The organism is Streptomyces fildesensis (assembly GCF_016107395.1).
GTDB classification, from domain to species: Bacteria; Actinomycetota; Actinomycetes; order Streptomycetales; family Streptomycetaceae; genus Actinacidiphila; species Actinacidiphila fildesensis.
Map to the genome: position 1 here is coordinate 151608 of NZ_JAAIKO010000005.1, position 26165 is coordinate 177772.

A 26165-nucleotide genomic window follows, 5' to 3' on the forward strand; every position below is an offset into this window, starting at 1 on the left:
GCCTGGAGAAATCGGGCCGGCAACCGGCCTGCCCGTGCCGTTCGCGAGCCGGCGGTGGAGTGCCGAGTCCGTATTGCCCGCCATACCTGTATGTCATACCTGGAGAGAAGCCGTGAAGCATCTGTTGGTTCTCAGCGCGGGCAACGAGATGTACCGCAGGTACATCCTGGAGTCCATGTCCGACGCGGGAGTCCGGGTCGATCTCATCGAATCCCCCCCGCAGCGGAACTGGGCCGTACCTCTGGTGGACTCGGTGCACGAGGTGGACCTGGGGAACCGCGAGCAGGTACGAGCCCTGGCGAAGGAGTTGCACGCCGCCGATCCGTTCGACGGCGTACTCACGTACGACGAGACACGAGTCGAGGTGGCGTCGGAGGTGGCCGCGGATCTCGGCCTGCCTGGTCTGTCGCCGCAGACCGCGGCCATGTGCCGGGACAAGCGTCTGATGCGCGAAGCGTTCCGGGCCGTCGGCGTGCCGTCGGCCCGGAGCATCCTCGCCCTGACCGCCGAAGAGGCGGTGGAGGCCGCCGCGCTCATCGGCTATCCCGTCGTCGTCAAGCCGCGGAATCTGGGCGGCAGTCGCGGCGTGGTCCGGGTCGAGGACGAGCAGCAGTTGCGGTCCCGGTTCGAGTTGGCGGCGAGCGCGCGGGACGCCCGGGTCACTGCCCTTCCCGGTGTGCTCGTCGAGGAGTACCTCGACGGCCCGGAGATCAGTGTGGAGGCGGTGTCGCAGGACGGTCGCGTCCAGATCTGCGGTCTGACCGAGAAGGAGGTGGGGTTCGCCCCATACTTCGAGGAACTCGGCCACACGTGCCGCAGGCCCTCGGCGCATCCGGACTACAGCGCTGTTGAGCGAGTGGTCGTCGAGGCGCACCGGGCACTGGGGATCACCTTCGGAGCGACGCACTCCGAGCTCAGGCTCACCTCATCGGGGCCACGAATGATCGAGGTCGCCGCGCGCCTGGCCGGGGACAAGATCCCGTTCGTGACCAGTCTGGCGACCGGCGTCAACCTGGTGGCCCTCACCGTCGCCTCGCTGACCGGCGAGCCCGTCGAGGTCACCCCGACACACGACCGCGTGGCCGGCATCCGCATGGTCTACCCGCGGCATGACGGCACGGTCCGTGCTCTGGGTCACGCCGCGGACGCCGAGCGGCTCTGGTGCGAACTCGGCTGGCACGTGACGGTCGGACAGGAAGTGGCCCTGCCGCCCCGAGCATTCATGCTGCGTCTGGGGCACGTGGTGGCGCTCGACTCATCGCCGGAGGCGCTTCGCGGGCGCCTGGACGCATGCGTCGACGCCTTGGAGATCGAGATCGAATCACCCGTGGGGCTCCCCGGTCTGTAGCCCGACCCACCGTCCGTAGCAATCGAGAAGGGAGAGCAAGGACCTACGATGACCATCGGGTTGATCGATTCCGGGCTCGGCCTGCTGCCCACCGCGGGTTGGATCAGGCACATGGACCCCGAGCGCGAGGTCATTCTGCTCCTTGACCCCGACGGCGCGCCCTGGGGCCCGCGCTCAGCGGCGTTCATCGCGAACCGGGTCCTCCGGGCTGCCGAGCACGCCGTCAGGTTGGGCGCCCAGGCGCTCGTACTGTCGTGCAACACCGCCAGCGTCACCGCGCTGGAAGTACTGCGCGCCGAGTTCGAACCCGCTGTCCCGGTCATCGGCACTGTTCCTGCGGTGAAGCCGGCGGCGGTCACCGGCGCGCCGTTCGCGGTCTGGGCGACCGAGGCCACCACGGCGAGTCCGTACCAGGAGCGGTTGATCAGTGAGTTCGCTCCCGACCAGACCGTCGCGCGCGTGGCATGCCCAGCTCTGGCCGAGGCCATCGACCGGGGCGAGACGGCTGCGATCGACGCCGCGATCGCCTATGCCGTGGCCCGGACGCCCGGTTACTGCACCTCCGTCGTCCTGGGCTGCACCCACTACCCCCTAGTGGCCGACCGGATTCGCGCGCGTCTGCCCACCCACACGACGCTGTACGACACCGCGGAAGCCGTGGCGAGACAGACCCTGCGACGGCTGGCGGCCATGAACAGCTCCTCCAACTGCCGTAGTGAGGTGAAGGTGCTGCTCAGTGGCCGCGAGGGAGTTCTGCCGGCCGCCGCCCGGACCTATCCGTTGGGGGCCGCCTTGGCCGATGGGGCGCCAGTCTCCCGCGAGCTCCTGGTGACGTCCGGCGTGGCTACCGCGCGGCCGTTCCTCGACGGCACGGACCAGGCTTCTCGTCACCTCACGCCACCCGGTTCCCGGCTGTCGCCCGTAAGCCCCGGGGTGGAAGGCGGGCGGCCGCCACCGGACCAGCGCGTCATCGCCAGTCATCAGCATTGACTTGCCGACGGAGGGCCGGACAGTCGAAACGGTTCGATTCATTCGCCCTGCACAAAAAGCCTCGATTGGCTGGGCCGGCCCGGCAGCCTTCCACAGTTCATTACACCCCTCTTATGTCTTCTTCAGACTGGCTCCCGCGAACTCATGCCCATGGGGCTCGCGATGGGGCTCTGACCTACCCGGGAGCGAGTATGGCCATGGCGTCCACATATTCACCACATCCGCGACTGCTTCTCTTCGATGTGACCACGGGGCCTCGACCCAAGTTCTACCTTCCGCGGCTCTGTGAAATCTACGACCTGCACATCATGTGGATCCCCAGCGGAGACGCAGTCAAAGATCTGGCCAGGGCAGCGCAGTTCGAGGAATGGTGCGGCCATACGACCATGCGCGGCCAGGAAACCGCGACCGAGGAACTCACTGCCTTTGCCCGGAACTGGCGCCCCGAGGGCATCCTGGGCTTCGGTGAGATGACCATGATGCCCGTCCACGCGGCGGCCTCCCATCTTGGCCTACCAGCCAACGCTCCGTGGTCCATCGAAGCTCTGCGGAACAAGCACGAACAGCGTCGGCTCCTTGCCAAGGCGAACATCCCGACGCCCCGCTTCGCCTCGGTCCGTAGCCTGGCCGAATTCCGCCACGCCACCGCCCACGTCGGCACCTCGGCCATTCTCAAGCCCGTGGCAGGCGCGGGCAGTATGGCGACGTACCGGCTGGACGAGGCGACCGACCTCGCCGAGTTGTGGGCGGAAGCCTGTGCCAACTACGCCACGGATCCTCGAGGCAGTGCGGCCCAGGATTTCATCCTGGAAGAGTTCATGATCAGTTCCAGCCCCTACCCCGACCCGCGGTACGGTGCCTACGCGAGCGTCGAGTCAGTCGTGCAGAGAGGCGAAATCCAGCACCTCGCGGTCACGGACAAACTGCCACTGTCGCCGAACTTCCGTGAGAACGGCGGAATACTTCCGTCCGTGCTGGCCGAGGAACACATCGTCGCGCTCCTGGACTGCGCGTCCACGGCGATCGAGGCGATAGGAATCGTCAACTCCGGCGTGCACACCGAAATCATGTTCACCGCGGGCGGCCCTCGGGTGATCGAGGTGAACAGCCGAATCGGCGGCGGTGTGACGGAAATGCTGCACTACAGCTGCGGGTACGACTCGGTGCTGGCACGTGCGGCGATCGCCACGGGGCGTCCGCTGCCGGAATTCACGCCCCCCGTGCTCAGTACCGGTTACTACACCATGCAGGCGCCGGCCTTCGACGCGGTGTTGTCCGATGGTCCGACCGTCGACGAACTACTTGCCATCCCCGAGATCGTGGACGCAGAAGTGCCCTATGCGATCGGCGAACGCCCCGCGTGGCACCAGGGAACTCCCGGTGGAACCGTCGCTCGAGTGGTCGCGACAGCCGACTCGCCGGGTCCGCTGCTCGATCTGTACGACGTACTCAAGCCAGGAGGTCTGTTCCGGTACACCCCTGCCGAGCGCCCAGCACCCTGAAATTCCATGAATCCAGCTGCGCTCCGCGATGTAATCAAAAAGAACCAGGTGCGGTCCGATTGTTCACCGGAGATTTGATCTCCGTCTGCGCCTTCCCTGCGGTCGAACGAATTTCCCGTTCTCTTTCCGAAATCGGCTGTGTACGCACTTATGTGCCCGCGGCCGGTCATATTGAGCTGAATCGTCTCTGATGAGAGGTATGAAATGGCAACGAGCGTCCTGCGACTTGAGCTGACCGCTGACGAAGCGGTCGAGACACGGAAACTCCTGGACGAGATCTCGGAAGATCCCCGGATGACCGACCAGTACTACTTCCTGGAGCGGTCCCACGTCGTGTCCCATGAACTGCCCCGGCGCGTCCGGGAAACCTTCTACCGCTTCAAGCGTCGCGAGGAGGGGGGCGTGCTTCACGTGGCGGGCAGCCCTGTACTCCGGGACGGGGCTGGAGCCACGCCCACCAGCTATGTGGAGACCGAGCCCGGCTTCGCCATCAACGACGCCCAGGTGCTGCACGGCCTCTACGGCGCGCTGCTGGGCGAGCCGATCGGATTCACCTCCCAGCGGGCCGGGAGCATTTACAACACCATCGCTCCGATGCCGCATCTCGCCGAGATCTCGAACTCCAGCTCAGGCTCGAAGTTCGACTTCGGGTTCCACGTCGAGGATGCCTTCCACCCGGCGCGTCCCGATTTCCTCGGACTTGCCTGCATGCGCAACGACGAGCAGGCCGGGACCACGGTCTCCTGCGTCGACGGGATCGACAACCTGAAGCCCGAGGAGCGGGACGCCCTCTTCGCGCCCCGGTTCAACATTGGGCACAACCCGATCCACGAAACATCGGGCACCGTCGAGGAGAACTGGCAGCCAATCTTCTTCGGCCGCCGCGAACGTCCCTACGTGCGCGTCAACTTCGCCGCCCTCGACCTCGCGGACTACTCCGGTGTCGAACGCGGCGCACTGCAGCGGCTCAAGGAGTACCTCGAAAAGAACAAGGCCACCCTCGTGCTGCAGGCCGGCGAGTTCGTCTACGTCGACAACTTCCGGTGCGTGCACGCACGAGACGCATACGAGCCGCTTCCCGCGGGCAAGTCGCGTTGGCTCTCCCGGGTTGTCTTCACCAGCGACCTGCGGAAATCGGCCGGCCTTCGCAGCGAAACGATGAGTCGCAGCATTTACGCCTGACCACCGGCTCGCCAATGCCCAGTCCGGTCGATCTTGTCCGACGTCGCGCTCCCGGCGAGATCGATAGGACAGGGCCTTGGCGGGCGAACCCGGTGACGAAGCGCGGTGGTGTGCCGGGGGAGATACCGGCCAAGAGTTCCGTGGTGGGCGGCCCTTCGTAGCCACCCACCACGGCAGCCCGAGGCCCGGGACATGGAGGCGCCGGATGGTTCGATCCGCAGGTACGAGACCATCAGCACGCTGATGTATGCGCGAGACCACCCAGCAGTCCACCGAACGGACGGAGGAGCGGCGGCGGTCAACGACCACCGCCGAGGAGCGCGGAGCCGTAGACGACCTGAGTGACTGGCGTGCCCGTGATTCGGGACGACGAGGTCGGAAGCTCAGCTCACCCGACGGATCCTTGTGTCATCCAAGGAAGGACAGCCGCACCTGGCGCCGCGGGTTGTCGTGGTTGGTGTCCACCAGGACGACGGACTGCCAGGTTCCCAGTTCCAGGCGGCCGGCGATCACCGGCAGGGTGGCGTGCGGCGGGACCAGGGCCGGGAGGACGTGGTCGCGGCCGTGGCCGGGGCTGCCGTGGCGGTGGCGCCAGCGGTCGTCGGCGGGGAGCAGGTCGTGGAGTGCGGACAGCAGGTCGTCGTCGCTGCCGGCTCCGGTCTCCATGACGGCGATGCCCGCGGTGGCGTGCGGGACGAAGACGTTGAGCAGCCCGTCGCGGCCGTGTGCGGCCTGGTCGAGGAACTCGGTGCAGGCTGCGGTGAGATCGTGGACGGTCTCGGCGGAGCCGGTCGGGATGTCGAGGGTGCGGGTGGTGAACGCGTCGGCCATGTCTCCATGGTCGCCCAACGCCGCCGGATCCGCGTTTGAGATTCCCGTCCGGGTGGCGAGACGACGTTGACCGGGTACGGGACGGCTCGCTAGGTTCTCCCGCATGTTGCGTCCTCTTCTGCTCACCACGCGCGGTCACATCGACCTGCTGCGGGTGGCCTCCGCCGCGTGTCGTCGCGGCTGCTGACGCCTTCTCACTCGTTCGTCCTTCTTCTCGCCTCGCTCTTTAGCGCGCTCCCGGGCTGATCCCGCACATATCCGTACGGATTCGTACGGATCCGACCCGTCGGGAGCCTGCGCGCCGAGGCGTGTCTCCGTCTGCCGCCCCGCCGTGGAGTCGCCATGACCATCAGCAAACCACCGCCGGACATATCCGTAATTCCCGACCAGGGCGACGTCCTTGAGCTGGAACCGATCATCTCGGCGGCCTCCCGGCGCCGCCACGTACCCCGCTGGCTGCGCCGCACCGCGGGACCCCTGCTCCTGCTGGCCCTGTGGCAGGTGCTGAGCAGCACCGGGGTCCTGGAGCCCGACATCCTCGCCTCCCCCGGCACCATCGCGCGGGCCGGGAAGGAGCTGATCGCGGACGGGACGCTGCCGTCGGCGATGCTGGTCTCGCTCCAACGCGTCGCCCTCGGCCTCGTGTTCGGCGTTCTGGCGGGCACCGCGCTCGCTCTGGTCTCCGGGCTCTCCCGGCTCGGCGAGGACCTGGTCGACGCGAGCGTGCAGATGCTGCGGACCGTGCCCTGGGTCGGTCTGATCCCGCTGTTCATCATCTGGCTCGGCATCGGCGAGGCGCCCAAGATCGCGCTGATCTCGCTGGGTGTCGCCTTCCACCTCTATCTGAACGTCTACGCCGGCATCCGCGGCGTGGACGAACAGCTCATCGAGGCCGGCACCTCGCTCGGCCTGTCCCGCTGGGGCCTGGTGCGCCATGTCGTCCTGCCGGGCGCGCTGCCCGGCGCGATGACCGGGCTGCGCTACTCGCTGGCGACCGCGTGGCTGGCGCTGGTGTTCAGCGAGCAGATCAACGCCGACGACGGCATCGGCTTCGTCATGAACCAGGCCCGCGAGTTCTTCAGGACCGACGTGATCGTCGTCTGCCTCGTCGTCTACGCCTTCCTCGGCCTGACCGCCGACATCGTCGTCCGCACTCTCGAAAGGCTGCTGCTGCAATGGCGACCGACCTTCACCGGCAAGTGATCCGGCCCGCAGGCCAGAAGACCGACCGGAAGCCGGACCGTCCGGGAACGGGGACGGGAACGGGGACAGGAACAGGAACGGGGGCCGGAACGGCGGTCCGGGTCGAGGGGCTGACCCGCGCCTTCGACGGGCGCGCCGTGATCGACCGGCTCGATCTCGACATCCGGCCGGGCGAGTTCACCGCCCTGCTCGGGCGCAGCGGCTGCGGCAAGAGCACGCTGCTGCGGGTGCTGGCCGGTCTTGACCGCGAGGTCGAGGGTTCGGTGCTGGTGCCGCGCCGGCGTGCGGTCGCCTTCCAGTCGCCGCGCCTGATGCCGTGGAAGCCGGTGTGGCGCAACGTGCTGCTCGGGCTGCCCGGCCACCCCGACCGCGCGGTCGCGGAGCAGGCGCTGGAGGAGGTCGGGCTCGGCCACCGGTCCGGCGCCTGGCCCAAGACGCTCTCCGGCGGCGAGGCCCAGCGCGCCTCGCTGGCCCGCGCCCTGGTGCGGGAGCCGGATCTGCTGCTGCTCGACGAGCCGTTCGGCGCTTTGGACGCGCTGACCCGGATCACCGCCCAGCGGCTGGTCGCCGAACTGTGGCAGCGGCGCGGGTGCGCGGTGCTGCTCGTCACCCATGACGTGGACGAGGCCCTGCTGCTCGCCGACCGCGCCCTGGTGATGGAGAACGGCGTGATCGCCCACGACAACCCCGTCGCACTGCCGCGCCCCCGCGATCCGGGTGACCCCCGGTTCGCCGAACTGCGGTCCCGTCTGCTCGATCAGCTCGGCGTGGACAACCACCCGGCCGCCCAGGCGGCCTGACGACCTCTCGACCCTGCGACCTCCCGACCTCTTGACCTCTCGCGCTCGTTCCGAACGGAAGAAACGACCTCCCATGAAACGCTTCGCCCCCGCCCTGCTGCTCCCGCTCGCCCTTCTGCTGACCGCCTGCGGCGGGTCGTCCGCGGCCGACGACTCCTCGGGCTCGTCGAACACCTCGGGTGGCCTGGGGAGCGTCACGCTCAACGTCGGTGACCAGAAAGGCGGTTCCGAGACGATCCTGCGGGCCGCCGGGGAACTGGAGAAGGTCCCGTACAAGATCAAATGGTCGACCTTCACCTCCGGGCCACCCCTGCTCGAAGCGGTCAACGCGCGGGCCGTGGACATCGGCGGGGTCGGCAACACCCCGCCGGTCTTCGCGGCGGGCGCCCACTCGAAGGTCACGGTGGTCGGCGCCTCGCACGGCTCGTCCGCCGGTGAGGTCATCGCGGTGCCCAAGGGCTCGGATCTGACGTCGGTGGCCGACCTCAAGGGCAAGTCGGTGGCGGTCGCGCAGGGCAGTTCCGCCCACTTCCAGCTGGTGGCCTCACTCGCGAAGGCGGGCCTGAAGCTCACCGACGTCAAAGTCAGCTATCTGCAGCCGGCCGACGCCCTGGCGGCGTTCAGCCGGGGCCGGGTGGACTCCTGGGCCATCTGGGACCCCTACACCTCGCAGATCCTGCGCAACACCGGCGCCCGGGTGCTGACCACCGGGGACGGCGTCGTCAACGGGCTGTCCTTCCAGGTCGCCGCGCCCGCGGCACTGGCGGACAAGAACAAGTCCCAGGCGATCGGTGACTACCTCGGCCGGCTGCGCCGGGCCCAGGACTGGGCGTTCAAGCACCCCGAGGAGTGGGCGAAGGTCTGGTCGAAGGAGACCGGGCTGCCCTACGCCGTCGCGCTGGACGCGGTGAAGCGCAGCAGTGGAACCCGGGTGGCGGTCGCCGTGGACGACGCCGCGATCGCCTCCGAGCAGAAGATCGCCGACACCTTCGCCGATCTCCGGCTGATCCCGAACCACTTCACGTTCAAGGACTTCGTCGACCAGCGCTTCAACACCGGTCTGCCGGCGTCGAACACACCGGCTCGCACCTTCGGAAAGGCCTCCTCCTGATGTCCGTGCACCTGCACTGGTTCCTTCCCACGGGCGGCGACGGCCGGACCCTGGTCGACCGCCACGCCTACACCGACGGCGGCATCAAGCGCTCGCGGATCACTCCGATCAGCGGGGTCCGCGCGCCCGACATCGACTACCTGGCGCAGATCGCCCGCGCCGCGGACCAGTTGGGCTTCGAGGCCGTCCTGACGCCGACCGGCACCTGGTGCGAGGACGCCTGGCTGACGACGGTGGCGCTCTCGCAGCACACCGACCGGCTGAAGTTCCTGGTGGCGTTCCGGCCCGGTGTCATCTCGCCGGTGCTGGCGGCGCAGATGGCCGCCACGTACCAGCGGATCACCCGCGGCCGGCTGATGCTGAACGTCGTGACCGGCGGTGACTCCACCGAGCAGAAGCGCTTCGGCGACCATCTGGACCACGACAACCGCTACGCCAGGACCGACGAGTTCCTGACGGTGGTGCGCGGGGCCTGGGAGGGCAAGCCGTTCGACTTCCACGGCGAGCACTACCAGGTGGAGGGCGGCCTGGTGGCGCTGCCGCCCGAGCCGCGCCCGCCGGTCTTCTTCGGCGGCTCGTCGCCGGCCGCGGGACCGGTCGCGGCCCGGAACGCGGATGTCTATCTGACCTGGGGGGAGCCGCCCGAGCAGGTCAAGCAGAAGATCGACTGGATCCGCGGGCTCGCGGAGGCGGAGGGCCGCACGGTCAGGTTCGGCATCCGGCTGCACGTCATCTCGCGCGACTCGTCGAAGGACGCCTGGGTGACCGCGAACCGGCTGCTGGACGACCTCGACGACGACACCGTCGCCGCCGCCCAGCAGGCCCTCGGCAAGAGCGAGTCGGTCGGCCAGCAGCGGATGCTGGCCCTGCACGGCGGCTCCCGCGACAAGCTGGAGATCTCCCCCAACCTGTGGGCCGGGGTGGGGCTGGTGCGCGGCGGCGCGGGAACGGCGCTGGTGGGCAACCACGCCGAGGTCGCGGACCGGATCGAGGAGTACCACGCCCTGGGCGTCGACCACTTCGTGCTCTCCGGCTACCCGCACCTGGAGGAGGCGTACTGGTTCGGCGAGGGCGTGACGCCCGAGCTGGCGGCACGCGGACTGCTCGACACCGTCCCCGGCTCCCCGCTGGCCGGGGTCCCGGCCACGAACGGCCGTCCGGCGTCCGCGCCGGGCGGTGCGCCGCTGCTGCTCGCCGGGGGGCGTTGAGCGGCGGCGGAGTTCACGGCTGCCCGTCCGCCGGGAGATCGTTCCCGGCGGACGGGCAGCCGCTTCCCGATTGGTCTGGACCATTTGCCCGCTGTCGGGATACCCTCCCACTGCCGCCGCGCGCCAAAGGGGGACAGCCGACGTGAACACCTTGCACCGTATCGCCGCGCTGGTCGACGCCTGCCTGCTCCCCGCCTGCCGCAGCGAACGGCTGCCGGACTGGATACGGCTCGGGCTCGACCGGGGGATGCCGGGAGTGGTCGCCTACGCGAGCACTCCTGACGCCTCCCGCCGGATCACCGACGCGCTGCACGAGCGGCTCCCGGACGGCCTCACCGGCCGCCCGGGCGGAGCACCGAGCCCTCGCGCCAACGATTCCGGAACCGGTGGCAGCGGCAGTTCCGCGGCCGCCGAACTGGTGGGCCTGGGAGCCAACTTCCATCTCGGCGTCCGGCCGGCGCTGCGCGCCGACGAGACCCGCGTCTTCGTGACCGATCTGCAGGCGCACGGGGTCGCCGCGGCCCTCGGCCCCTTCACCGGCGAGGGCCCGCTGCGACCGTTCGCCGAAGGGGCCGCCGCCGGGGTGCGGGCGATCACCGCCGGACGGACGCCCGTTCCGGGCGGCGACGGCCTCCCGGCGACCCTCAGCGGCCAGGCCGTGACGGGCGTGCTGCGCGGCGACCTCGGGTACGGCGGGGTGGTGGTCAGCGACACCCTCGACGCCCCGTCGATCGTCAACGGCTGGGGCGTGCCGGGCGCGGCCGTGCTGGCCTGGATCGCCGGCGTCGACCTCGTACAGCTCGGCCCGGCGTGCGGTGCGGGGGTGCGCGAGGCGATCCACACCGCCGCCGCCCGCGCGGTGGCCGACGGGGACCTCGCACCCGCCCGGCTGGAAGAGGCCGCCGAGCGGGTGGCCAGGCTGCGGCGCTGGGCGTCGGAGCCGCGGATGCCGGCACCGACGGCCGCGGAACAGGCCGCGGCCTCCTCCTCGACCCCTGTTTCGGCGCACGCTTCGGCCACTCGCCACTGACCCTTCGCGGGAAGCTTTCCGCGCCGCCCACGGTTGGTAGAACCGTGAACGACTTGAGCGGAGTGCACGAGGTCGACGTCGCCGTCATCGGAGCAGGACAGGCGGGCCTGTCGGGCGCGTACTTCCTCAGCCGCGCCGGATTCCGTCCCGACGAGGGCTTCGCCGTCCTGGACCACTCCCCCGGCCCCGGCGGCGCGTGGCAGTTCCGCTGGCCCTCGCTCACCTACGCCAAGGCCCACGGCGTCCACGACCTGCCAGGCCTTCCGCTGGAGGGCGCCGACCCGGCCCGGCCCTCCGCCGAGGTGGTCTCCGAGTACTTCGACCGTTACGAGCGCACCTTCGACCTGCGCGTCCACCGCCCGGTGAACGTATCGGCGGTCCGCGAGGCGGGCGGCGGGCGGCTGCTCGTCGAGACGGACGCCGGAGCGTGGTCCGCCCGCGCGCTGATCAACGCCTCCGGCACCTGGGACCGCCCGTTCATCCCGCACTACCCCGGCCAGGAGACCTTCCTCGGCCGCCAGCTCCACACCGCCGGCTACCGGGGCGCGGCGGAGTTCGCCGGCCGCCGGGTGATCGTCGTCGGCGGCGGGACCTCCGCCGTGCAGCTGCTGATGGAACTCGCCGAGGTCGCCGACACGACCTGGGTCACCCGGCGTCCGCCGCTCTTCCGCGAGCAGCCGTTCGACGAGGACTGGGGCCGCGCCGCGATCGCCCTCGTCGAGGAGCGGGTCAGGGCCGGGCTGCCGCCGCAGAGCGTGGTCAGCGTCACCGGCCTGGCGGCCACCGAGGCGGTCCGCGCCGCGCGGGCGCGCGGGATCCTCGACCCGCTGCCGGCCTTCGACCGGGTCACCGAACACGGCGTCGCCTGGAACGACGGCCGCGAGCTGACGGCCGACGTCATCCTCTGGGCCACCGGCTTCCGCGCGGCCCTCGACCACCTCTCCCCGCTGCGGCTGCGTGAGCCCGGCGGCGGCATCCGGCTGGACGGCACCACCCGCGTCGCGAAGGACCCCCGCATCCACCTCATCGGCTACGGGCCCTCCGCCAGCACCATCGGCGCCAACCGGGCCGGGCGCACCGCGGTCCGCGAGATCCGCGAACTCCTCGCCGGCGGAGCCCGCGGAGCCCGCGGAGCCCGCGGAGCCCGCGGAGCCCGTGAACCGGAGGAGCCCACCCCCGTACGGTCCCCCGCCCTCGCGCACTGACCGCCCGGCCGCGGGGAGCGCTAACCTTCCGCCCATGGTCAACTCGCGCTCGCGGCGGGAGCTCCCCGCCTTCCCCGGCGCCCTCGATACGGCTGCCCCCTGGGCGCTACGAGGCCACTGGAGCACGGCACGCCAGAAAACATCCGATGTCTGCTTCCCACTGCTCCCGCGCTACGGCAGTATGAGCCCATGCGCGTAGCCCTCTTCGTGACCTGTGTGAACGACATGCTCTACCCGGACACCGGGCGGGCCACCGTGGCGCTGCTCGAACGGCTGGGCGTGGACGTCGACTTTCCCCCGGCGCAGACCTGCTGCGGGCAGCCCCAGTTCAACACCGGCTACCGGCACGAGACCGAACCGCTGGTGCACCGGTACGCGGCCGCGTTCGAGGGCTACGACTACATCGTGACCCCGTCGGGTTCCTGTGTGGCCATGGTGCGCGAGAACTACCCGCGGATCGGGGCGAAGGCCGCCGCCGAGGGGCGCGGCGACAGCCTCGCGGAAGCGGCGGCGTCCGTGGTGCCCAGGACGTACGAACTCACGGAGTTCCTGGTGGACGTGTTGAAGGTGACCGACGTCGGGGCGTACTTCCCGCACGCGGTCACCTACCACCCCACCTGCCACGGGCTGCGGGTCCTGGGGCTCGGGCGGCGCCCGCTCGCCTTGCTGGAGAAGGTCGGAGGTCTGCAGCTGCGGGAGCTGGAGGGCGCGGAGGAGTGCTGCGGCTTCGGCGGCACCTTCGCCGTCAAGAACGCGGCGGTGTCCGGCGCGATGGGCGCGGACAAGACCCGGCACATCGCCGGCACCGGGGCGGCGGCCGTCTGCACCGTCGACAACTCCTGTCTGATGCACATCGGCGGCACGCTGGCCCGGGAGGGCTCGCCGGTCCGGCCGGTGCACATCGCCGAGATCCTCGCCGCGACGGAGGAGCACCCCTACCCGATGGAAGAGGTCCGATGAGCGGCACGTATCTGGGGATGCCGGCCTTCCCGGAGGCCGCCGCGAAGTCGACCCAGGACACCCAGCTGCGCGGCAATCTGCGGCATGCGACGCACACCATCCGCGCCAAACGCGCCGTGGCGGTGGCCGAGTTGGACGACTGGCCGCAGCTGCGGGCCGCCGGCGCCGCCGTCAAGGACCGCACGCTGCGCCATCTCGACCACTATCTGGAGCAGTTGGAGACGGCGGTCACGGCCGCGGGCGGCGTGGTCCACTGGGCGGCCGACGCCGCGGAGGCCAACCGGATCGTGACCGACCTCGTCCGCGCCACCGGCGAGACCGAGGTCGTCAAGGTCAAGTCGATGGCCACCCAGGAGATCGGGCTCAACGAGGCCCTCGCCGAGGCCGGCATCCACGCCTACGAGACGGACCTCGCCGAACTGATCGTGCAGCTCGGCGACGATCTCCCGTCGCACATCCTGGTCCCCGCGATCCACAAGAACCGGTCCGAGATCCGCGACATCTTCACCGAGCGGATGGGCGACTGGGGCCGGGCGGCGCCCGCCGGGCTGTCGGACGAGCCCGCCGACCTCGCCGACGCGGCCCGGCTGCACCTGCGGGAGAAGTTCCTGCGGGCCAAGGTCGCCATCTCCGGCGCGAACTTCATGGTGGCCGAGACCGGCACCCTCGTCGTCCTGGAGTCCGAGGGGAACGGCCGGATGTGCCTGACCCTGCCCGAGACCCTCATCTCGGTCGTCGGCATCGAGAAGACCATCCCCACCTGGCGGGACCTGGAGATCTACCTCCAGACGCTGCCCCGCTCCTCGACCGCCGAGCGGATGAACCCGTACACCTCGACCTGGACCGGCACCACGGAGGGCGACGGACCGCAGACGTTCCACCTGGTGCTGCTCGACAACGGCCGCACCGACACCCTCGCCGACACCGTCGGCCGCCAGGCGCTGCGCTGCATCCGCTGCTCCGCCTGTCTGAACGTCTGCCCGGTCTACGAGCGGGCCGGCGGCCATGCGTACGGCTCCGCCTACCCAGGACCCATCGGCGCCATCCTCACCCCGCAACTGCGCGGTACGGCCTCGGCGCTGGACGCCTCACTGCCGTACGCGTCGACGCTGTGCGGCGCCTGCTACGAGGTCTGCCCGGTCGCGATCGACATCCCCGAAGTCCTGGTCCACCTGCGGGAACGGGTGGTCGAGGGCGGAGCGGTGACGCTGCGCGGCACCCGGGCCGTCATCAAGCCGGCCAAGGGGCACGCCGCCGAGCGGGCCGCGATGCGCGCCGCCCGCTGGACGCTCGACCATCCGGCCGCACTCCGCGCCGGCCAGCGGCTGGCCGCCCGCACCCGGCGGCTGCACCCGGCCCGGCTGCCGGGCCCGGGGCGGGCCTGGTCCGCCACCCGCGAACTGCCGGCCGTACCCGCCGAATCGTTCCGTGACTGGTGGCAGCGCACCCGGGGAGAAGGAAAGAACACATGAGCCACCCCAACCCTGTGAGCCGGCCGGGCGGTGCGAGCAGCCGGGAGCGGGTCCTCGGACGGATCCGCCGCGCGCTGGCCGATGTGCCGCGCGACGAGCTCCCCGGCAGCGTCCCGCTGGACCGCGACTATCTGCGGGTGCACGGGACCCGGACCCCGGAGCAGACCGCCGACCTGCTGGCCGTCCATCTCGCGGACTACCGCGCGCTGGTCCACCGGTGCCCGGCCGACGGGCTGGCGGAGCTGATCGCCACGCTGCTCGCCGAGCGCGGCGCCCGCTCCGCCGTCGTTCCCGACGGCCTGCCCGACAGCTGGCTCACCGCCCTCACCGGGGTGGAACTCGTCGCGGACACCCTCGCCCTGACGGCGCGGGAACTCGACGCGGTGGACAGCGTGGTGACCGGTTGCGCCGTGGCCGTCGCGGAGACCGGCACCATCGTGCTGGACGGCTCCGCGGGCCAGGGCAGGCGCCGCATCACGCTCGTGCCCGACCATCACATCTGTGTGGTCCTGGCCCCCGGCCAGATCGTCGACTCGATCCCCGAGGCGATGGAACGCCTCGACCCCGCCCGCCCGCTGACCTGGATCTCCGGCCCCTCGGCCACCAGCGACATCGAGCTCGACCGGGTGGAGGGCGTGCACGGTCCGCGCACGCTGGAAGTGATCCTGGTGGGCGAACCGGCGCGGTGAGCGGCTGATCCGACGGTCTACGCGGACTTGGCGAACTCGGCGGTGGAGAGCCGCTCGTCACGGCGGACCAGCGCCGCGTAGCGGCCGTCGCGTGCCAGCAGCTCGTCGTGGGTGCCGCGTTCGGCGATCCGGCCCGCGTCGAGGACCACGATCTCGTCGGCGTCGCGGACGGTGGAGAGCCGGTGGGCGATGGTGATGGTGGTGCGGCCGGCCGACAGTGCGTCGATGGCTTCCTGGACGGCCTGTTCCGTGCGGGTGTCGAGCGCGCTGGTGGCTTCGTCGAGGATGAGGACCGGCGGGTCGCGCAGGATGGTGCGCGCGATGGCCAGCCGCTGCTTCTCGCCGCCGGAGAAGCGGTAGCCGCGTTCGCCGACGAGGGTGTCGTAGCCGTCGGGGAGACCGGCGATGTGGTCGTGGATCTGGGCGGCCTTCGCGGCGGCGACGATGTCCTCGTCGGTCGCGTCGGGCTTGGCGAAGCGCAGGTTCTCGGCGACCGAGGCGTGGAAGAGGTAGGTCTCCTGGGCGACGACGCCGACCGTTTCGGCGAGCGTGTCGAAGGCGAGGTCGCGGACGTCGACGCCGTCGATCGTGACCCGGCCGCCCGTCACGTCGTAGAGCCGGGGCACCAGATAGCTGAGCGTGCTCTTGCCGGAACCCGTGGAGCCGACGATGGCCAGGCTGCCGCCGGCCGGTACGGCGAGGTCGATGCCGTGCAGCGTGCGGGGGGCGCCGGAGGGGTCGTACGAGAAGTCGACGTTCTCGAAGCGCACGTCGCCGCGGGCGCGGTCCATGCGGACCGGGTCGGCGCGCTCGGTGATGTCGACGGGCAGGTCGAGGTATTCGAAGATGCGCTGGAAGAGCGCCAGGGAGGTCTGCACCTGGACACCGGTCGACAGCAGGCTCACGGTCGGGCGGAACAGTCCCTGCTGGAGCGAGACGAAGGCGACGAGGGTACCGATGGAGATGGCGGGCCCGCCGTTGCTCATGGTCAGGCCGGCGGCCCAGTACAGCAGCGCGGGCATGGCGGCCATGACGATGCCGATGGTGGACATCCGCCACCGCCCGGCCATGTTGGAGCGCACTTCGAGGTCGACCAGTTGCTCGGACTCGTCGGAGAAGGAGCGGGTCAGCGAGTCGGAGCGGCCCATGGTGCGGCCGAGCAGGATGCCGCTGACGGACAGCGACTCGGTGACGATGGCCGACATCGAGGCCATCTGCTTCTGCCGCTGGGTGGTGATCTTCTTGCGCTCACGGCCGACCCGGCGGCTGATCCACACGAAGACCGGGAGCAGCAGCAGCGAGACGATCGTCAGCCGCCAGTCCAGGGCGAGCATCGCGACCACGGAGGCGATGACGGCGGTGAGGTTGGAGACCAGCGAGGTCGCGGTGGACGTCACGGTCGCCTGCATGCCGCCGATGTCGTTGGCGATACGGGACTGCACCTCGCCGGTGCGGGTCCTGGTGAAGAAGGCGAGCGACATGCGCTGCAGCTGCTCGTAGACCGAGGTGCGCAGATCGTGCATGACGCGCTGGCCGACGGTGGTCGAGATCAGGGTCTGCAGCACGCCGAAGACGCTGGTGACGACGGCGGTGGCGATCATGCCGAGGGCGAGCAGGCTGAGCAGCCCGGTGCGGCCCTGCGGGATCGCGGTGTCCAGGATCGCCTTCAGCAGGAAGGGCGAGGCGACCGAGACGAGGGAGGAGAGGGCGACCAGCACGCCCACGAAGGCGAGCTTGCCGCGGTAGGGACGGAAGAGCCGCACGATGCGGCGTACGTCGGTGGGTGTGTCGGGGTCCTTGGGCGGTGGCGTCCACCGTGTTTTGTCGGGGTGCAAAGGGCTCCTCGGGAGGTTGCTGGAGGTCGGTGCCGGTTCGGGCCGGCGGTGTCGGAACAGTGCCCGCACAGACCGCCGGGCCGGGCCGACTTTAGGAGTGTAAGTCATTGTTACCTATGTTCACAATGACTTACATCCTGATATCCTTGGGCCATGGATCCCCGCACCACCCCCGCGCCCGAACCCGCCGCTGAGTCCGCGGCGGAGTCCGCCGCCGCCGAGACCACCGGCCGCCTCGCCGACCAGCTGCTCAATCTGACCAAGCGCCTCCACCGGGCCCAGCGCCGGCACCTGGAGCCGCTCGGCATCACCCCGGCCCAGTCCCGGCTGCTGCGGACCGTCGCGCACAGCGAGGCCCCGCCGCGGATGGCGGACCTGGCCCGGCGGCTGGATGTCGTTCCGCGTGCGGTGACCACGCTGGTGGACGCGCTGGAGACGCACGACCTGGTGCGCAGGATCCCCGACCCCGCCAGCCGCCGGGTGATCCGTATCGAGCTGACCGAGGCCGGCGGCGCGACGCTGCACCGGCTGCGGCTGGCCCGCCGGGCCGCCGCCGAGGATCTCCTCGCCCCGCTGGACACCCCCCAGCGCGAGGCGCTGACCGCGCTGCTCGCCACCCTGGACGCGGCGGCGCCCCCTCGGCCGCGCTGCTGAAGCGCGCCCGAGGGGGCGTCGTGGTGGAACTCACCCGGCGGCGTTCCCTCCGCCGGGAGGAACCGCGAACCGCCGGCGACCGCTAGCGCTGGGACGGCATGCGGTGGCCGGCGCCGTTCTCGGAAGGCACCTGCTGGACCACTGCGGTGCAGGCGCTGCACCGGCGGGCGGCCTGGGGTATCGGGGTCAGGCACTCCGGGCACTCACCCATCGGCGCCGCGGCGGCCTTCGGGAAGAACCGCTCCTGCATCCGGTTCATCGGCAGGATGACCAGGAAGTAGATCACCGAGGCGACGATCACGAAGCTGATCGTCGCGTCGATGAAGGCGCCGTACGGGAACGTCACTCCCGAGACGGTGAACGCCTTGCGGGAGTAGTCGCCGGAAGCTCCCGACATGAGCCCGACGACCGGGGTCAGGAACGCCTTGACGAAGCCGCTGACCAGTGCGGTGAAGGCCGCACCCACCACGATGCCGACCGCGAGTTCGACGACGTTGCCGCGCAGCAGGAACGTACGAAAGCCCTTCATAACTCAGGAATCCCCTCTGTGATCACGAAACTGGAATGTGCCAGTCTCCCCTGATCCTGACCGCCTGCCCACCATCACCCGCGCCAGTTGTCGCTGAGTGACACCTTTCCGCTCGCGGGCACCGTGGCGGTCCGGTTGGCACCGGTCTCCCAGGTCGCGTTCCCGGCGGCGTCCTTGCGTAGGTACTTGTACTCGAACGACGTGCCCGCGCCCAGCGCGACGTCGAGCTTCCACACCGGGTAGGCGGCCGACGAGAGCAGCAGGGCCTTGCCGGTGTCCCAGTTGCCGAGGGTGGCGTTGTTGCCCGTGACGTAGATGTTCTGGCCCGGCGTGGTCGTGGCGTTGACCGCGAAGGAGGCGCCGGAGGCCGGGTCGGTGGTCCCGCCGCCGCCCGTGCCGCCGCTGGCGCAGGTCGCCCCCGTGTAGAGCGCCACCGCGTCGTTGGCGCCGATGGTGGCCGTGAACCGGCCGTCGGAGCCGACGGTGTAGCTGGTCCCGGAGTGCTGGACGTCGCAGTAGCTGCCCGCCGGCAGCGACGTGGTGTACGTCCGGGTGAGCGCGCCGCTCTCGTGGTTGATCGCGACGAAGCCCTTGCTGCCGCGGCCGAACGCGATGGCGTTGTTGCCGTTGGACCACCAGTTGGTCACCGCGGTGCCGGAGACGGCGTTGCGGAAGCCGACCATGCCGGCGATCTGCGGCCAGGCGTGCTGGCACTTCCATCCGTCGGCGTAGCAGGCGTTGACCGTGCCGCCGTTGGGCGGCCCCGCGTCGTTGTCCGAGAACTCGTAGCCGGAGTAGACGTTCGGCGAGCCGTAGGGCCAGGCCAGCAGGTAGACGTTGGCGAGGGTGTAAGTGGCGCCCGCCTTGTAGTTGAGGGTCGAGCCGTTGCGCTCGGTGTCCCAGTTGTCGGTGAAGGTCCGCGCGTTGACGCTGGGCAGATAGCCCCAGGAGGCCCCCCAGTTGCTCAGGGACGACAGCTTCTCGCTCGTGAAGATCCGCTTGAGGTCGGTGGCGGCGCGGAACTCGTCCACGTCCCCGGTGCCGGTGTACTCGCCCGGCTGCACCGCTTCACCGGCCCCGTAGATGACCTCCTGCGCCCAGTAGACGCCCGGGTTGCTGAGCTTGGACTTGATGGCGGCGAGGTCGCCCGCCGCGATGTGCTTGGCCGCGTCGATCCGGAAGCCGTCGGCGCCCAGTGCGATCAGGTTGTTGAGATAGCCGGCGATCGTGGAGCGGACGTAGTCGCTGCCGGTGTCCAGGTCCGCGAGCCCGACGAGCTCGCAGTTCTGGACGTTGTTCCGGTCGGCGTAGTTGGTGATGTTGCTGCGGCAGGTGTGGAAGTCCTGGTCCTGGTAGTAGCCGGGGTAGTTGTACTTCGAGTAGTTCGTGCCGCCGGTCCCGGTGCCGGGGCCGGCCGCCATGTGGTTGATCACCGCGTCGGCGATGACCTTGACGCCCGCGGTGTGGCAGGTGGCCACCATGTGCTGGAACGCGGTGCTGTCACCGAGCCGTCCGGCGATCCTGTAGCTGACCGGCTGGTACGAGGTCCACCACTGGGCGCCCTGGATCTGCTCCTGGGCCGGGGAGACCTCCACGAAGCCGTAGCCGGCCGGGCCGAGGGTGTCGGTGCACGCCTTGGCGACGGAGTCGAAGCGCCACTCGAAGAGGGTGGCGGTGACGTCCTTGCTGCCCGGCGGGGTCGCCTGCGCCGGCTGCTGGGCGGCGACGGTGAGGCCGGTCGCGGCGAGCAGTGCGGCGAGCGCGCCGTGCAGGGCCCGGGATCGGCGGGAGGAGCGGAAGGTCCGGGATGGCGTGGATGGCGTGGGTGTTCGGGGTACCCGGGATGTGCGGGATCGCATGAGCGGCTCCTCCGGAGTGCGGGCACAGCTGTGCCCTCGAAGGCAGCCCGCGCCAAGCCGCCGGGTGGGGGTGCGGAACCCCGCGTCCCACGGGGTTCCGCCGAGGAGCTTCCCGCCGTGGCTGTGAGCACGTCAAGAGACCGGTGGAAACATTTTCAACTACTTGCGGAAACCTCTTCCAAACGCCTGCACGCGCCGGTTCAACGGATCGTGCGGTCCTCCGTCAGCGCGCCCTGCGCGGTCGCGATCCGGCGGTCGTAGCAACCGCCGGGAGCGTCCGAGCCGAGTATCCGGTAGTGCTCGGACGAGGTGCCGGTGGCGTGCCGCTGCTCGCGCGGCACATTGAGGGTGAAGGACGCGTCGCCCTGGTAGACGTCGCCCAACAGTGACCTGCCGACGGTCCGGCCCCCGCGTGTCACCACGGTGTCGGCGCGGTCGCCGAGCAGCATCACCGTACGCAGCCGGTCGGCCGCGCCGACCGACGTACGGCCGTCCATCGTGTACGCGCGGCGTACCGCGGTGCTGGTGGCCGGGCCGTGGCCGGCCGTGGTCACCGTCGCGTCGTCGGTCCACCGGGCGGTCAGCGCGTCGGTGCTCTCGTCGGCGTTCCACCGGTGGGTGGAGGTGGCGGACAGCGCGCGGCGGACGGTGGTGGCGACGCGGCCGTGCGACGTGTCGACATAGCCGGAGACCGTCAGGCTGTGGCTGCCGGTCGCGTCGAGGGCCCGTTCGTCACCGGGCCGGTAGGAGGTGGAGGTGTCCGGGGTGCTCTCCTGGTGCGCGGTCAGAGCGCCCGGCACATGAGCGCGGTGCTCGTCCTGCCAGACCAGCACGTTCGTCGGCACGCTCCAGCCGCTCTGGCCCGCGGGCACGCCCAGCACCGAGACCTCGACGCGGTGTGCCTTCCCGTCGTTGAGCAGGCCGGCGTACGGCGTCAGGTCGTACTCGACGGGTTTGACGTCGAAGGCGCGCGGGCCCGGGATCACGTACCAGAGGAAGGGATTGGACCAGCCGCCGGTCCACACGGTCGGGAACGGCGCGGCCATCCCCGCCAGTTGGCCGTCCACCCGCAGCTGCACCTCCCGGTAGGGACCACCGGCCTGGCAGGAGTACGGCACATCGGCGGGCACCGCCAGGTACCAGAACTCCTCGCAGCCGCCGCCGGATCCGGTGGCGTACACCTCGGCGACGATGCGCTCGCTGTTGCGCGGCGTGGTGAGGTCGCCGACGAGCGCCGTGCCCTCACTGTGCGAACCGGCCAGAGTCAGCACCTGGTCCGGCGCGGCTCCCGCCGGGTCCCCGCCGCCCGCTCCGCGTGCCGGGTAGAACGTCAGCGAGACCTTGACGTCGATCACGCCGGTGTACGTGTCGTTGACGACGTTGCCGATGAGCATCTCGACCGGCTGCGGGCCGCGCAGCGCGGCCGCGTACCGCGTGACGTCCTTCTCGACCTTCCAGGCGATGCCCTCGGGCGACGGTTCGGGGGTCGAGGTGTCCAGCACCTCCACGCCGCCGATCCGCAGATAGCCCAGCCGGTCGTACTGCCGCCCGGCGACCTGGCCGTCCAGCCGCAGCACGACCTTGCTCCAGCGGTCACCACAGCCGCGCGGCGGGGTGTACGTGCTCGTGTACGGCGTGAAGTCCCTGAACTGCGCCGCCACGATCTGGGTGGTGCAGGACGGGCCGCCGGGGGTCCTGATGGGCGGGGCGGCCGTCAGGGGGTCGTGCCAGTCGGTGCCGAACTCTGCCGGGGGCGCGGTGGTGGCCGCGGCCGCCGGGCCCGCGAAAAGCGCGAACCCCACTGCCGCGGCGAGCGCCGCGAGTATCCGTCTTCCCACGCGGTGGTGCCTCCTCGTCATGCGATGACCACGAAGTACAGCGCACAGCTTGGCCCGGTCGGGCGCCGCGCGACAGACCGCCTCGCCCGCGGGACGGCCCCGCCGGCGACCTTGGCCGATACCGGACTATTCCGGGCGTGGCGGCCGTAAATCGGTTGACCCGGTACGTGCGGTGACGCGAACCTTGCACGTCTTCGCACCCCCCATCCAGAGCATCTCGGGACGTCATGTCGCTTCGCCAACTCCCCTTCCAGGACCCCGGTGTCCCCGACGTCAGATCGGGATTCCGTTTCCTGCTCTGGCTGGAGAAACGCCAGCTGCGCGGGCAGCTCACAGCCGCCGCGTGGGGCACTCTGCTGATGGCGTCCATCGCACTGTTCCCGGCAGCCGTCGGCCTGGCCGTGCAGGCGGTCGTCGACCATTCCGGCCGGCGGCTGGCGCTGTCCGGTGGGCTGATGCTGGCGCTCGGCGGACTCAGCGCGCTCGGCGACACCATGCTGCACCGCACCGCGGTGACCAACTGGATCACCGCCGCCGCCCGCGTCCAGCAGCTGCTGAGCCGCAAGACCGTCGAACTGGGCTCGGTGCTCACCCGGCAGGTCGCGGCCGGCGAGATCGTCACCGTCGGCGCGGGCGACGTCGAGAAGATCGGCTGGTTCGTGGAGGCGTTCGCCCGCTTCACCTCCGCCTTCCTCGCCACCATCGGCATCGCGGTGGCCCTCGCCTTCTACCAGCCGGAACTCGGCCTCATGGTGGCCGCCGCCATCCCCGTCCTGGCCCTCGCCGTGCTGCCGCTGCTGCCGGCGGCGACCAAGCGCGCCGACGTCCAGCGGGAGAAGGCAGGCAAGGCCACCGAGCTGGCCTCCGACACCGTCGCGGGTCTTCGGGTGCTGCGCGGTATCGGTGGCGAGGAGCTGTTCCTCGACCGGTACCGCAAGGCCTCGCAGGAGGTCCGTACGGCCGCCGTGCACAGTGCCCGGATGTGGGCGCTGATCAGCGCCGTACAGGTGGTCCTGCCAGGACTGCTGCTGGTGGGGGTGGCCTGGTACGGGGCGGTCCTCGCGCTGGACGGCAGGATCTCGGTCGGAGAGCTGGTGACCGTGTACGGGACCGTCGCCTTCCTGATGTTCCCGCTGCGGCACTTCGAGGAGATCGCGATGGCGTGGTCCTTCTCCCGGCCGTCGGCGAAGCGCGCGGCGCGGGTGCTGGCGCTGGTGCGGGGCGTGGAGCCGGATACATCTCCGTCACTTCCTTCAGCTCCTTCGCCTGATGTGTCTCCTTCCGGTGATCTGTACGACCCGGAGACCGGTCTGCTCGCTCCTGCCGGGCAGCTGACGGCAGTCGTGTGCGGGGACCCGGACGCCGCCGGGCGGCTGGCCGACCGGCTCGGCGGGCACAGCCCGGACCGGGTGGCCGGCCAGTCCTCGGTCCTGCTGGGCGGCACGGCGCTCGACGAGCTGCCGCTGGCGGCGGCGCGCGCCGCCGTACTGGTGCAGGACAAGGACCCGGTGCTGCTCTCCGGCACCCTGCACGAGCTGCTCGACGTACCGTCCTCCGGCAACGTTTCCGCCACCGACGCCCTGACGGCCGCCCAGTGCGGAGACGTGCTGCAGGCGCTCGCCCAGGCCTCGGTGGACGACTCCGGTGATCCGATGCGGACCCGGATCACCGAGCGCGGACGCTCCCTGTCGGGCGGCCAGCGCCAGCGGCTGGCCCTGGCCAGATCGCTGGTCGCGGACCCGGAGGCGCTGGTTCTGGACGAGCCGACGTCGGCTGTCGACTCGCACACCGAGGCCCGTATCGCGCGCGGCCTCAAGGGGATCAGGGCGGACCGCACCACGGTGGTGTTGACGTCGAGCCCACTGCTGCTCGACCGCTGCGACCTGGTGGTCTTCATCGCCGACGGTGCGGTGGCGGCCACCGGAACCCACCACGAGCTGCTGCGCGCCGACCAGCAGTACCGCGCCGTGGTTACCCGCGAGACCGAGGAGCCGGCCGGTGTGACCGCCGCTGTGAACGGCGGCGTCACGGCCGCTGTCACCGCTGAAGGCCCGTCCGTGGTCCCGTCCGGGGCCGTGGAGAACACCAGGATCGAGGAATCCGCATGATCGGCGTGAAGCCACCGGAGCACGATCCGGACGCGCCGCAGCAGACGACGACGCTGCCGGTCGGTTCGCCGGCCACCGTACGCACCTACGTGACCGAGCTGGCCCGCCGCCACCGCGGCGCCTTCACCCTGCTGGTCGCCGTCAACACGGTCGCCGTGGTCGCCTCCATGGTCGGGCCCTATCTGCTGGGACAGCTGGTCGAGGACCTGTCGGCCGGGCGCCGGGAGCTGCATCTGGAGCTCACGGTCGGGCTCTTCCTCGCCGCACTCGCCGTCCAGGCAGGATTCGTCCGGCTGGTCCGGCTGCGCGGTGCGATCCTCGGTGAGCGGATGCTGGCCGACCTGCGCGAGGACTTCCTCGTCCGGTCCGTCGGGCTGCCGCCCGGCGTCCTGGAGCGGGCCGGTACCGGCGATCTGCTCTCCCGGATCACCACCGACATCGACCGGCTGTCGAACGCCATGCGCGAGGCCGTGCCGCAGCTGGCCATCGCCGTGGTGTGGGCCGCGCTGCTGCTCGGCGCGCTCGCCGTCACTTCTCCCCCACTGGCGCTGTCGGTGCTGGTCGCCCTGCCGCTGCTGCTGGTCGGCTGCCGCTGGTACTTCCGGCGCGCACCCGCCGGCTACCGCTCCGAGGCCGCCGGGTACGCGGCCGTCGCCGCCTCGCTCGCCGAGTCGGTCGACGCCGGCCGGACCATCGAGGCGCACGGGCTGGGCGCCCGCCGGATCACGGACTCCGACGAGCGGATCAGGACCTGGGTCGGCTGGGAGCGCTACACGATGTGGCTGCGCAGCGTGCTCTTCCCGGTGATCAACCTGACGCACACCCTGATCCTGGCGTCGGTGCTGATGATCGGCGGGACCTTCGCGCTGCACGGCTGGGTGTCGGTCGGCGAACTGACCACCGGGGCGCTCTACGCCCAGATGCTCGTCGACCCCGTCAACCTGATCCTGCGCTGGTACGACGAGCTGCAGGTCGCCCAGGTATCGCTGGCACGGCTGGTCGGGGTCCGCGAGGTCGAGGAGCACGAGTCGGACGAGCACGTCATCCCGGACGGCCGCGACATGCACGCCGACGAGGTGCGCTTCGGCTACCGGGAGGGCAGCGACGTGCTGCACGGGGTGTCGCTGCGGCTGCGGCCGGGCACCCGGCTGGCGCTGGTCGGGCCTTCGGGCGCGGGCAAGTCCACCCTCGGGCGGCTGCTCGCCGGAATCTACGCGCCGCGGACCGGCGAGGTGACGCTCGGCGGGGCCGAGCTGGCCCGGATGCCGGCCGAGCGGGTACGGCGGCATGTGGCGCTGGTCAACCAGGAGCACCACGTCTTCGTCGGCTCGCTGCGGGACAATCTGCGGCTGGCCCGGTCCGGGGCGGACGATCCCGAGCTGTGGGACGCGCTGGTCTCGGTGGACGCCGACGGCTGGGCGCGGGCGCTGGACGACGGTCTGGAGACCGAGGTCGGCTCCGGCGGCTCCACCCTCACCCCGGCACAGGCCCAGCAGGTGGCCCTGGCCCGGCTGGTGCTCGCCGATCCGCACACCCTCGTGCTGGACGAGGCGACCTCGCTGCTGGACCCGCGGGCCGCCCGGCATCTGGAGCGTTCGCTGGCGCGGGTGCTGGAGGGCCGCACCGTGATCGCCATCGCGCACCGGCTGCACACCGCGCACGACGCGGATGTCATCGCGGTCGTCGAGGAGGGCCGGATCAGCGAGCTGGGCAGCCATGACCAGCTGGTCGAGGCGGACGGGGCGTACGCGGCCCTGTGGCGCTCCTGGCACGGCTAGGAGCGGCCCGCCGCTTCCCGTTCCCGGGTTCCG

General features: G+C 70.8%; 22 protein-coding genes. 17 read left to right on the plus strand and 5 right to left on the minus strand.

Annotation, left to right across the window (positions count from 1 at the left end; all coding sequences use genetic code 11):
- The first annotated feature begins 112 nt into the window (after positions 1-112).
- From C6N31_RS10625 to C6N31_RS10640, 4 genes are all read left to right on the plus strand, one after another.
- Positions 113-1348 (plus strand): ATP-grasp domain-containing protein, encoded by a 1236-nt coding sequence (locus tag C6N31_RS10625; protein ID WP_138353916.1) that lies wholly within the window; start codon positions 113-115, stop codon positions 1346-1348.
- Between the two features lie 48 nt (positions 1349-1396).
- On the plus strand, positions 1397-2338 hold the full coding sequence (locus tag C6N31_RS10630) for a glutamate racemase (RefSeq protein WP_198357449.1): 942 nt from the start codon (positions 1397-1399) through the stop codon (positions 2336-2338).
- A gap of 191 nt (positions 2339-2529) precedes the next feature.
- The gene (locus C6N31_RS10635; protein WP_198357450.1) at positions 2530-3840 is read left to right on the plus strand and encodes an ATP-grasp domain-containing protein; all 1311 of its coding nucleotides are present in this window, start codon (positions 2530-2532) and stop codon (positions 3838-3840) included.
- Between the two features lie 204 nt (positions 3841-4044).
- Complete coding sequence (locus C6N31_RS10640; RefSeq protein ID WP_198357451.1) at positions 4045-5022, plus strand: TauD/TfdA family dioxygenase; 978 nt, start codon at positions 4045-4047, stop codon at positions 5020-5022.
- A gap of 408 nt (positions 5023-5430) precedes the next feature.
- Here the strand turns inward: C6N31_RS10640 and C6N31_RS10645 are convergent, their stop codons facing one another.
- Positions 5431-5853, minus strand: a complete 423-nt coding sequence (locus C6N31_RS10645) for a secondary thiamine-phosphate synthase enzyme YjbQ (protein WP_198357452.1) — start codon at positions 5851-5853, stop codon at positions 5431-5433.
- Positions 5854-5956: 103 nt separating this feature from the next.
- On the opposite strand from C6N31_RS10645, the gene C6N31_RS46065 reads away from it, so the two are divergent.
- From C6N31_RS46065 to C6N31_RS10690, 10 genes are all read left to right on the plus strand, one after another.
- Complete coding sequence (locus C6N31_RS46065) at positions 5957-6040, plus strand: putative leader peptide (RefSeq protein ID WP_346268798.1); 84 nt, start codon at positions 5957-5959, stop codon at positions 6038-6040.
- 155 nt (positions 6041-6195) lie between these two features.
- Positions 6196-7056, plus strand: coding sequence for an ABC transporter permease (locus C6N31_RS10650; protein ID WP_138353112.1), 861 nt, complete (start codon positions 6196-6198; stop codon positions 7054-7056).
- Positions 7029-7856 (plus strand): ABC transporter ATP-binding protein, encoded by an 828-nt coding sequence (locus C6N31_RS10655; protein ID WP_138353111.1) that lies wholly within the window; start codon positions 7029-7031, stop codon positions 7854-7856. The genes C6N31_RS10650 and C6N31_RS10655 overlap by 28 nt, the downstream gene beginning before the upstream one ends.
- Positions 7857-7929: 73 nt before the next feature.
- Complete coding sequence (locus C6N31_RS10660; protein ID WP_198357453.1) at positions 7930-8967, plus strand: ABC transporter substrate-binding protein; 1038 nt, start codon at positions 7930-7932, stop codon at positions 8965-8967.
- Positions 8967-10175 carry an LLM class flavin-dependent oxidoreductase gene (locus C6N31_RS10665; protein ID WP_198357454.1) on the plus strand — a complete coding sequence of 403 codons (1209 nt, stop codon included), beginning with the start codon at positions 8967-8969 and terminating at the stop codon, positions 10173-10175. Before C6N31_RS10660 ends, C6N31_RS10665 begins: the two co-directional genes overlap by 1 nt.
- A gap of 142 nt (positions 10176-10317) precedes the next feature.
- The gene (locus tag C6N31_RS10670) at positions 10318-11205 is read left to right on the plus strand and encodes a glycoside hydrolase family 3 N-terminal domain-containing protein (protein WP_198357455.1); all 888 of its coding nucleotides are present in this window, start codon (positions 10318-10320) and stop codon (positions 11203-11205) included.
- A gap of 44 nt (positions 11206-11249) precedes the next feature.
- Positions 11250-12410 carry an NAD(P)-binding domain-containing protein gene (locus C6N31_RS10675; protein WP_381588039.1) on the plus strand — a complete coding sequence of 387 codons (1161 nt, stop codon included), beginning with the start codon at positions 11250-11252 and terminating at the stop codon, positions 12408-12410.
- A 189-nt stretch (positions 12411-12599) separates the two neighbouring features.
- Complete coding sequence (locus C6N31_RS10680) at positions 12600-13370, plus strand: (Fe-S)-binding protein (protein ID WP_138353107.1); 771 nt, start codon at positions 12600-12602, stop codon at positions 13368-13370.
- Positions 13367-14842, plus strand: coding sequence for a lactate utilization protein B (locus tag C6N31_RS10685; protein ID WP_138353106.1), 1476 nt, complete (start codon positions 13367-13369; stop codon positions 14840-14842). The genes C6N31_RS10680 and C6N31_RS10685 overlap by 4 nt, the downstream gene beginning before the upstream one ends.
- A complete protein-coding gene (locus C6N31_RS10690) occupies positions 14839-15531 on the plus strand; it encodes a LutC/YkgG family protein (protein WP_198357456.1) in 693 nt (230 codons plus the stop codon). Before C6N31_RS10685 ends, C6N31_RS10690 begins: the two co-directional genes overlap by 4 nt.
- 17 nt (positions 15532-15548) lie before the next feature.
- On the opposite strand, the gene C6N31_RS10695 is transcribed toward C6N31_RS10690, so the two are convergent.
- Positions 15549-17366, minus strand: coding sequence for an ABC transporter ATP-binding protein (locus C6N31_RS10695; RefSeq protein ID WP_138353104.1), 1818 nt, complete (start codon positions 17364-17366; stop codon positions 15549-15551).
- Positions 17367-17519: 153 nt separating this feature from the next.
- Between C6N31_RS10695 and C6N31_RS10700 the strand changes: the two genes are divergently transcribed.
- On the plus strand, positions 17520-18020 hold the full coding sequence (locus C6N31_RS10700) for a MarR family winged helix-turn-helix transcriptional regulator (protein ID WP_138353103.1): 501 nt from the start codon (positions 17520-17522) through the stop codon (positions 18018-18020).
- Between the two features lie 82 nt (positions 18021-18102).
- Here C6N31_RS10700 and mscL read toward each other — a convergent pair whose 3' ends face one another.
- The 3 genes from mscL to C6N31_RS10715 form a co-directional block, all read right to left on the minus strand.
- Positions 18103-18549, minus strand: a complete 447-nt coding sequence (mscL, locus tag C6N31_RS10705) for a large conductance mechanosensitive channel protein MscL (RefSeq protein WP_138353102.1) — start codon at positions 18547-18549, stop codon at positions 18103-18105.
- Positions 18550-18623: 74 nt separating this feature from the next.
- Positions 18624-20408: a carbohydrate-binding module family 20 domain-containing protein gene (locus C6N31_RS10710; RefSeq protein WP_138353101.1), complete on the minus strand. Its 1785-nt coding sequence runs from the start codon at positions 20406-20408 to the stop codon at positions 18624-18626.
- Between the two features lie 200 nt (positions 20409-20608).
- Positions 20609-22267, minus strand: a complete 1659-nt coding sequence (locus tag C6N31_RS10715) for a peptide-N4-asparagine amidase (RefSeq protein ID WP_138353100.1) — start codon at positions 22265-22267, stop codon at positions 20609-20611.
- A 206-nt stretch (positions 22268-22473) separates the two neighbouring features.
- Between C6N31_RS10715 and C6N31_RS10720 the strand changes: the two genes are divergently transcribed.
- Both C6N31_RS10720 and C6N31_RS10725 read left to right on the plus strand, forming a co-directional pair.
- Positions 22474-24354 carry an ABC transporter transmembrane domain-containing protein gene (locus C6N31_RS10720; protein WP_138353099.1) on the plus strand — a complete coding sequence of 627 codons (1881 nt, stop codon included), beginning with the start codon at positions 22474-22476 and terminating at the stop codon, positions 24352-24354.
- Entirely contained in the window at positions 24351-26132 is a 1782-nt protein-coding gene (locus C6N31_RS10725) for an ABC transporter ATP-binding protein (RefSeq protein ID WP_138353098.1), read from the plus strand. Before C6N31_RS10720 ends, C6N31_RS10725 begins: the two co-directional genes overlap by 4 nt.
- Positions 26133-26165: the final 33 nt, after the last annotated feature.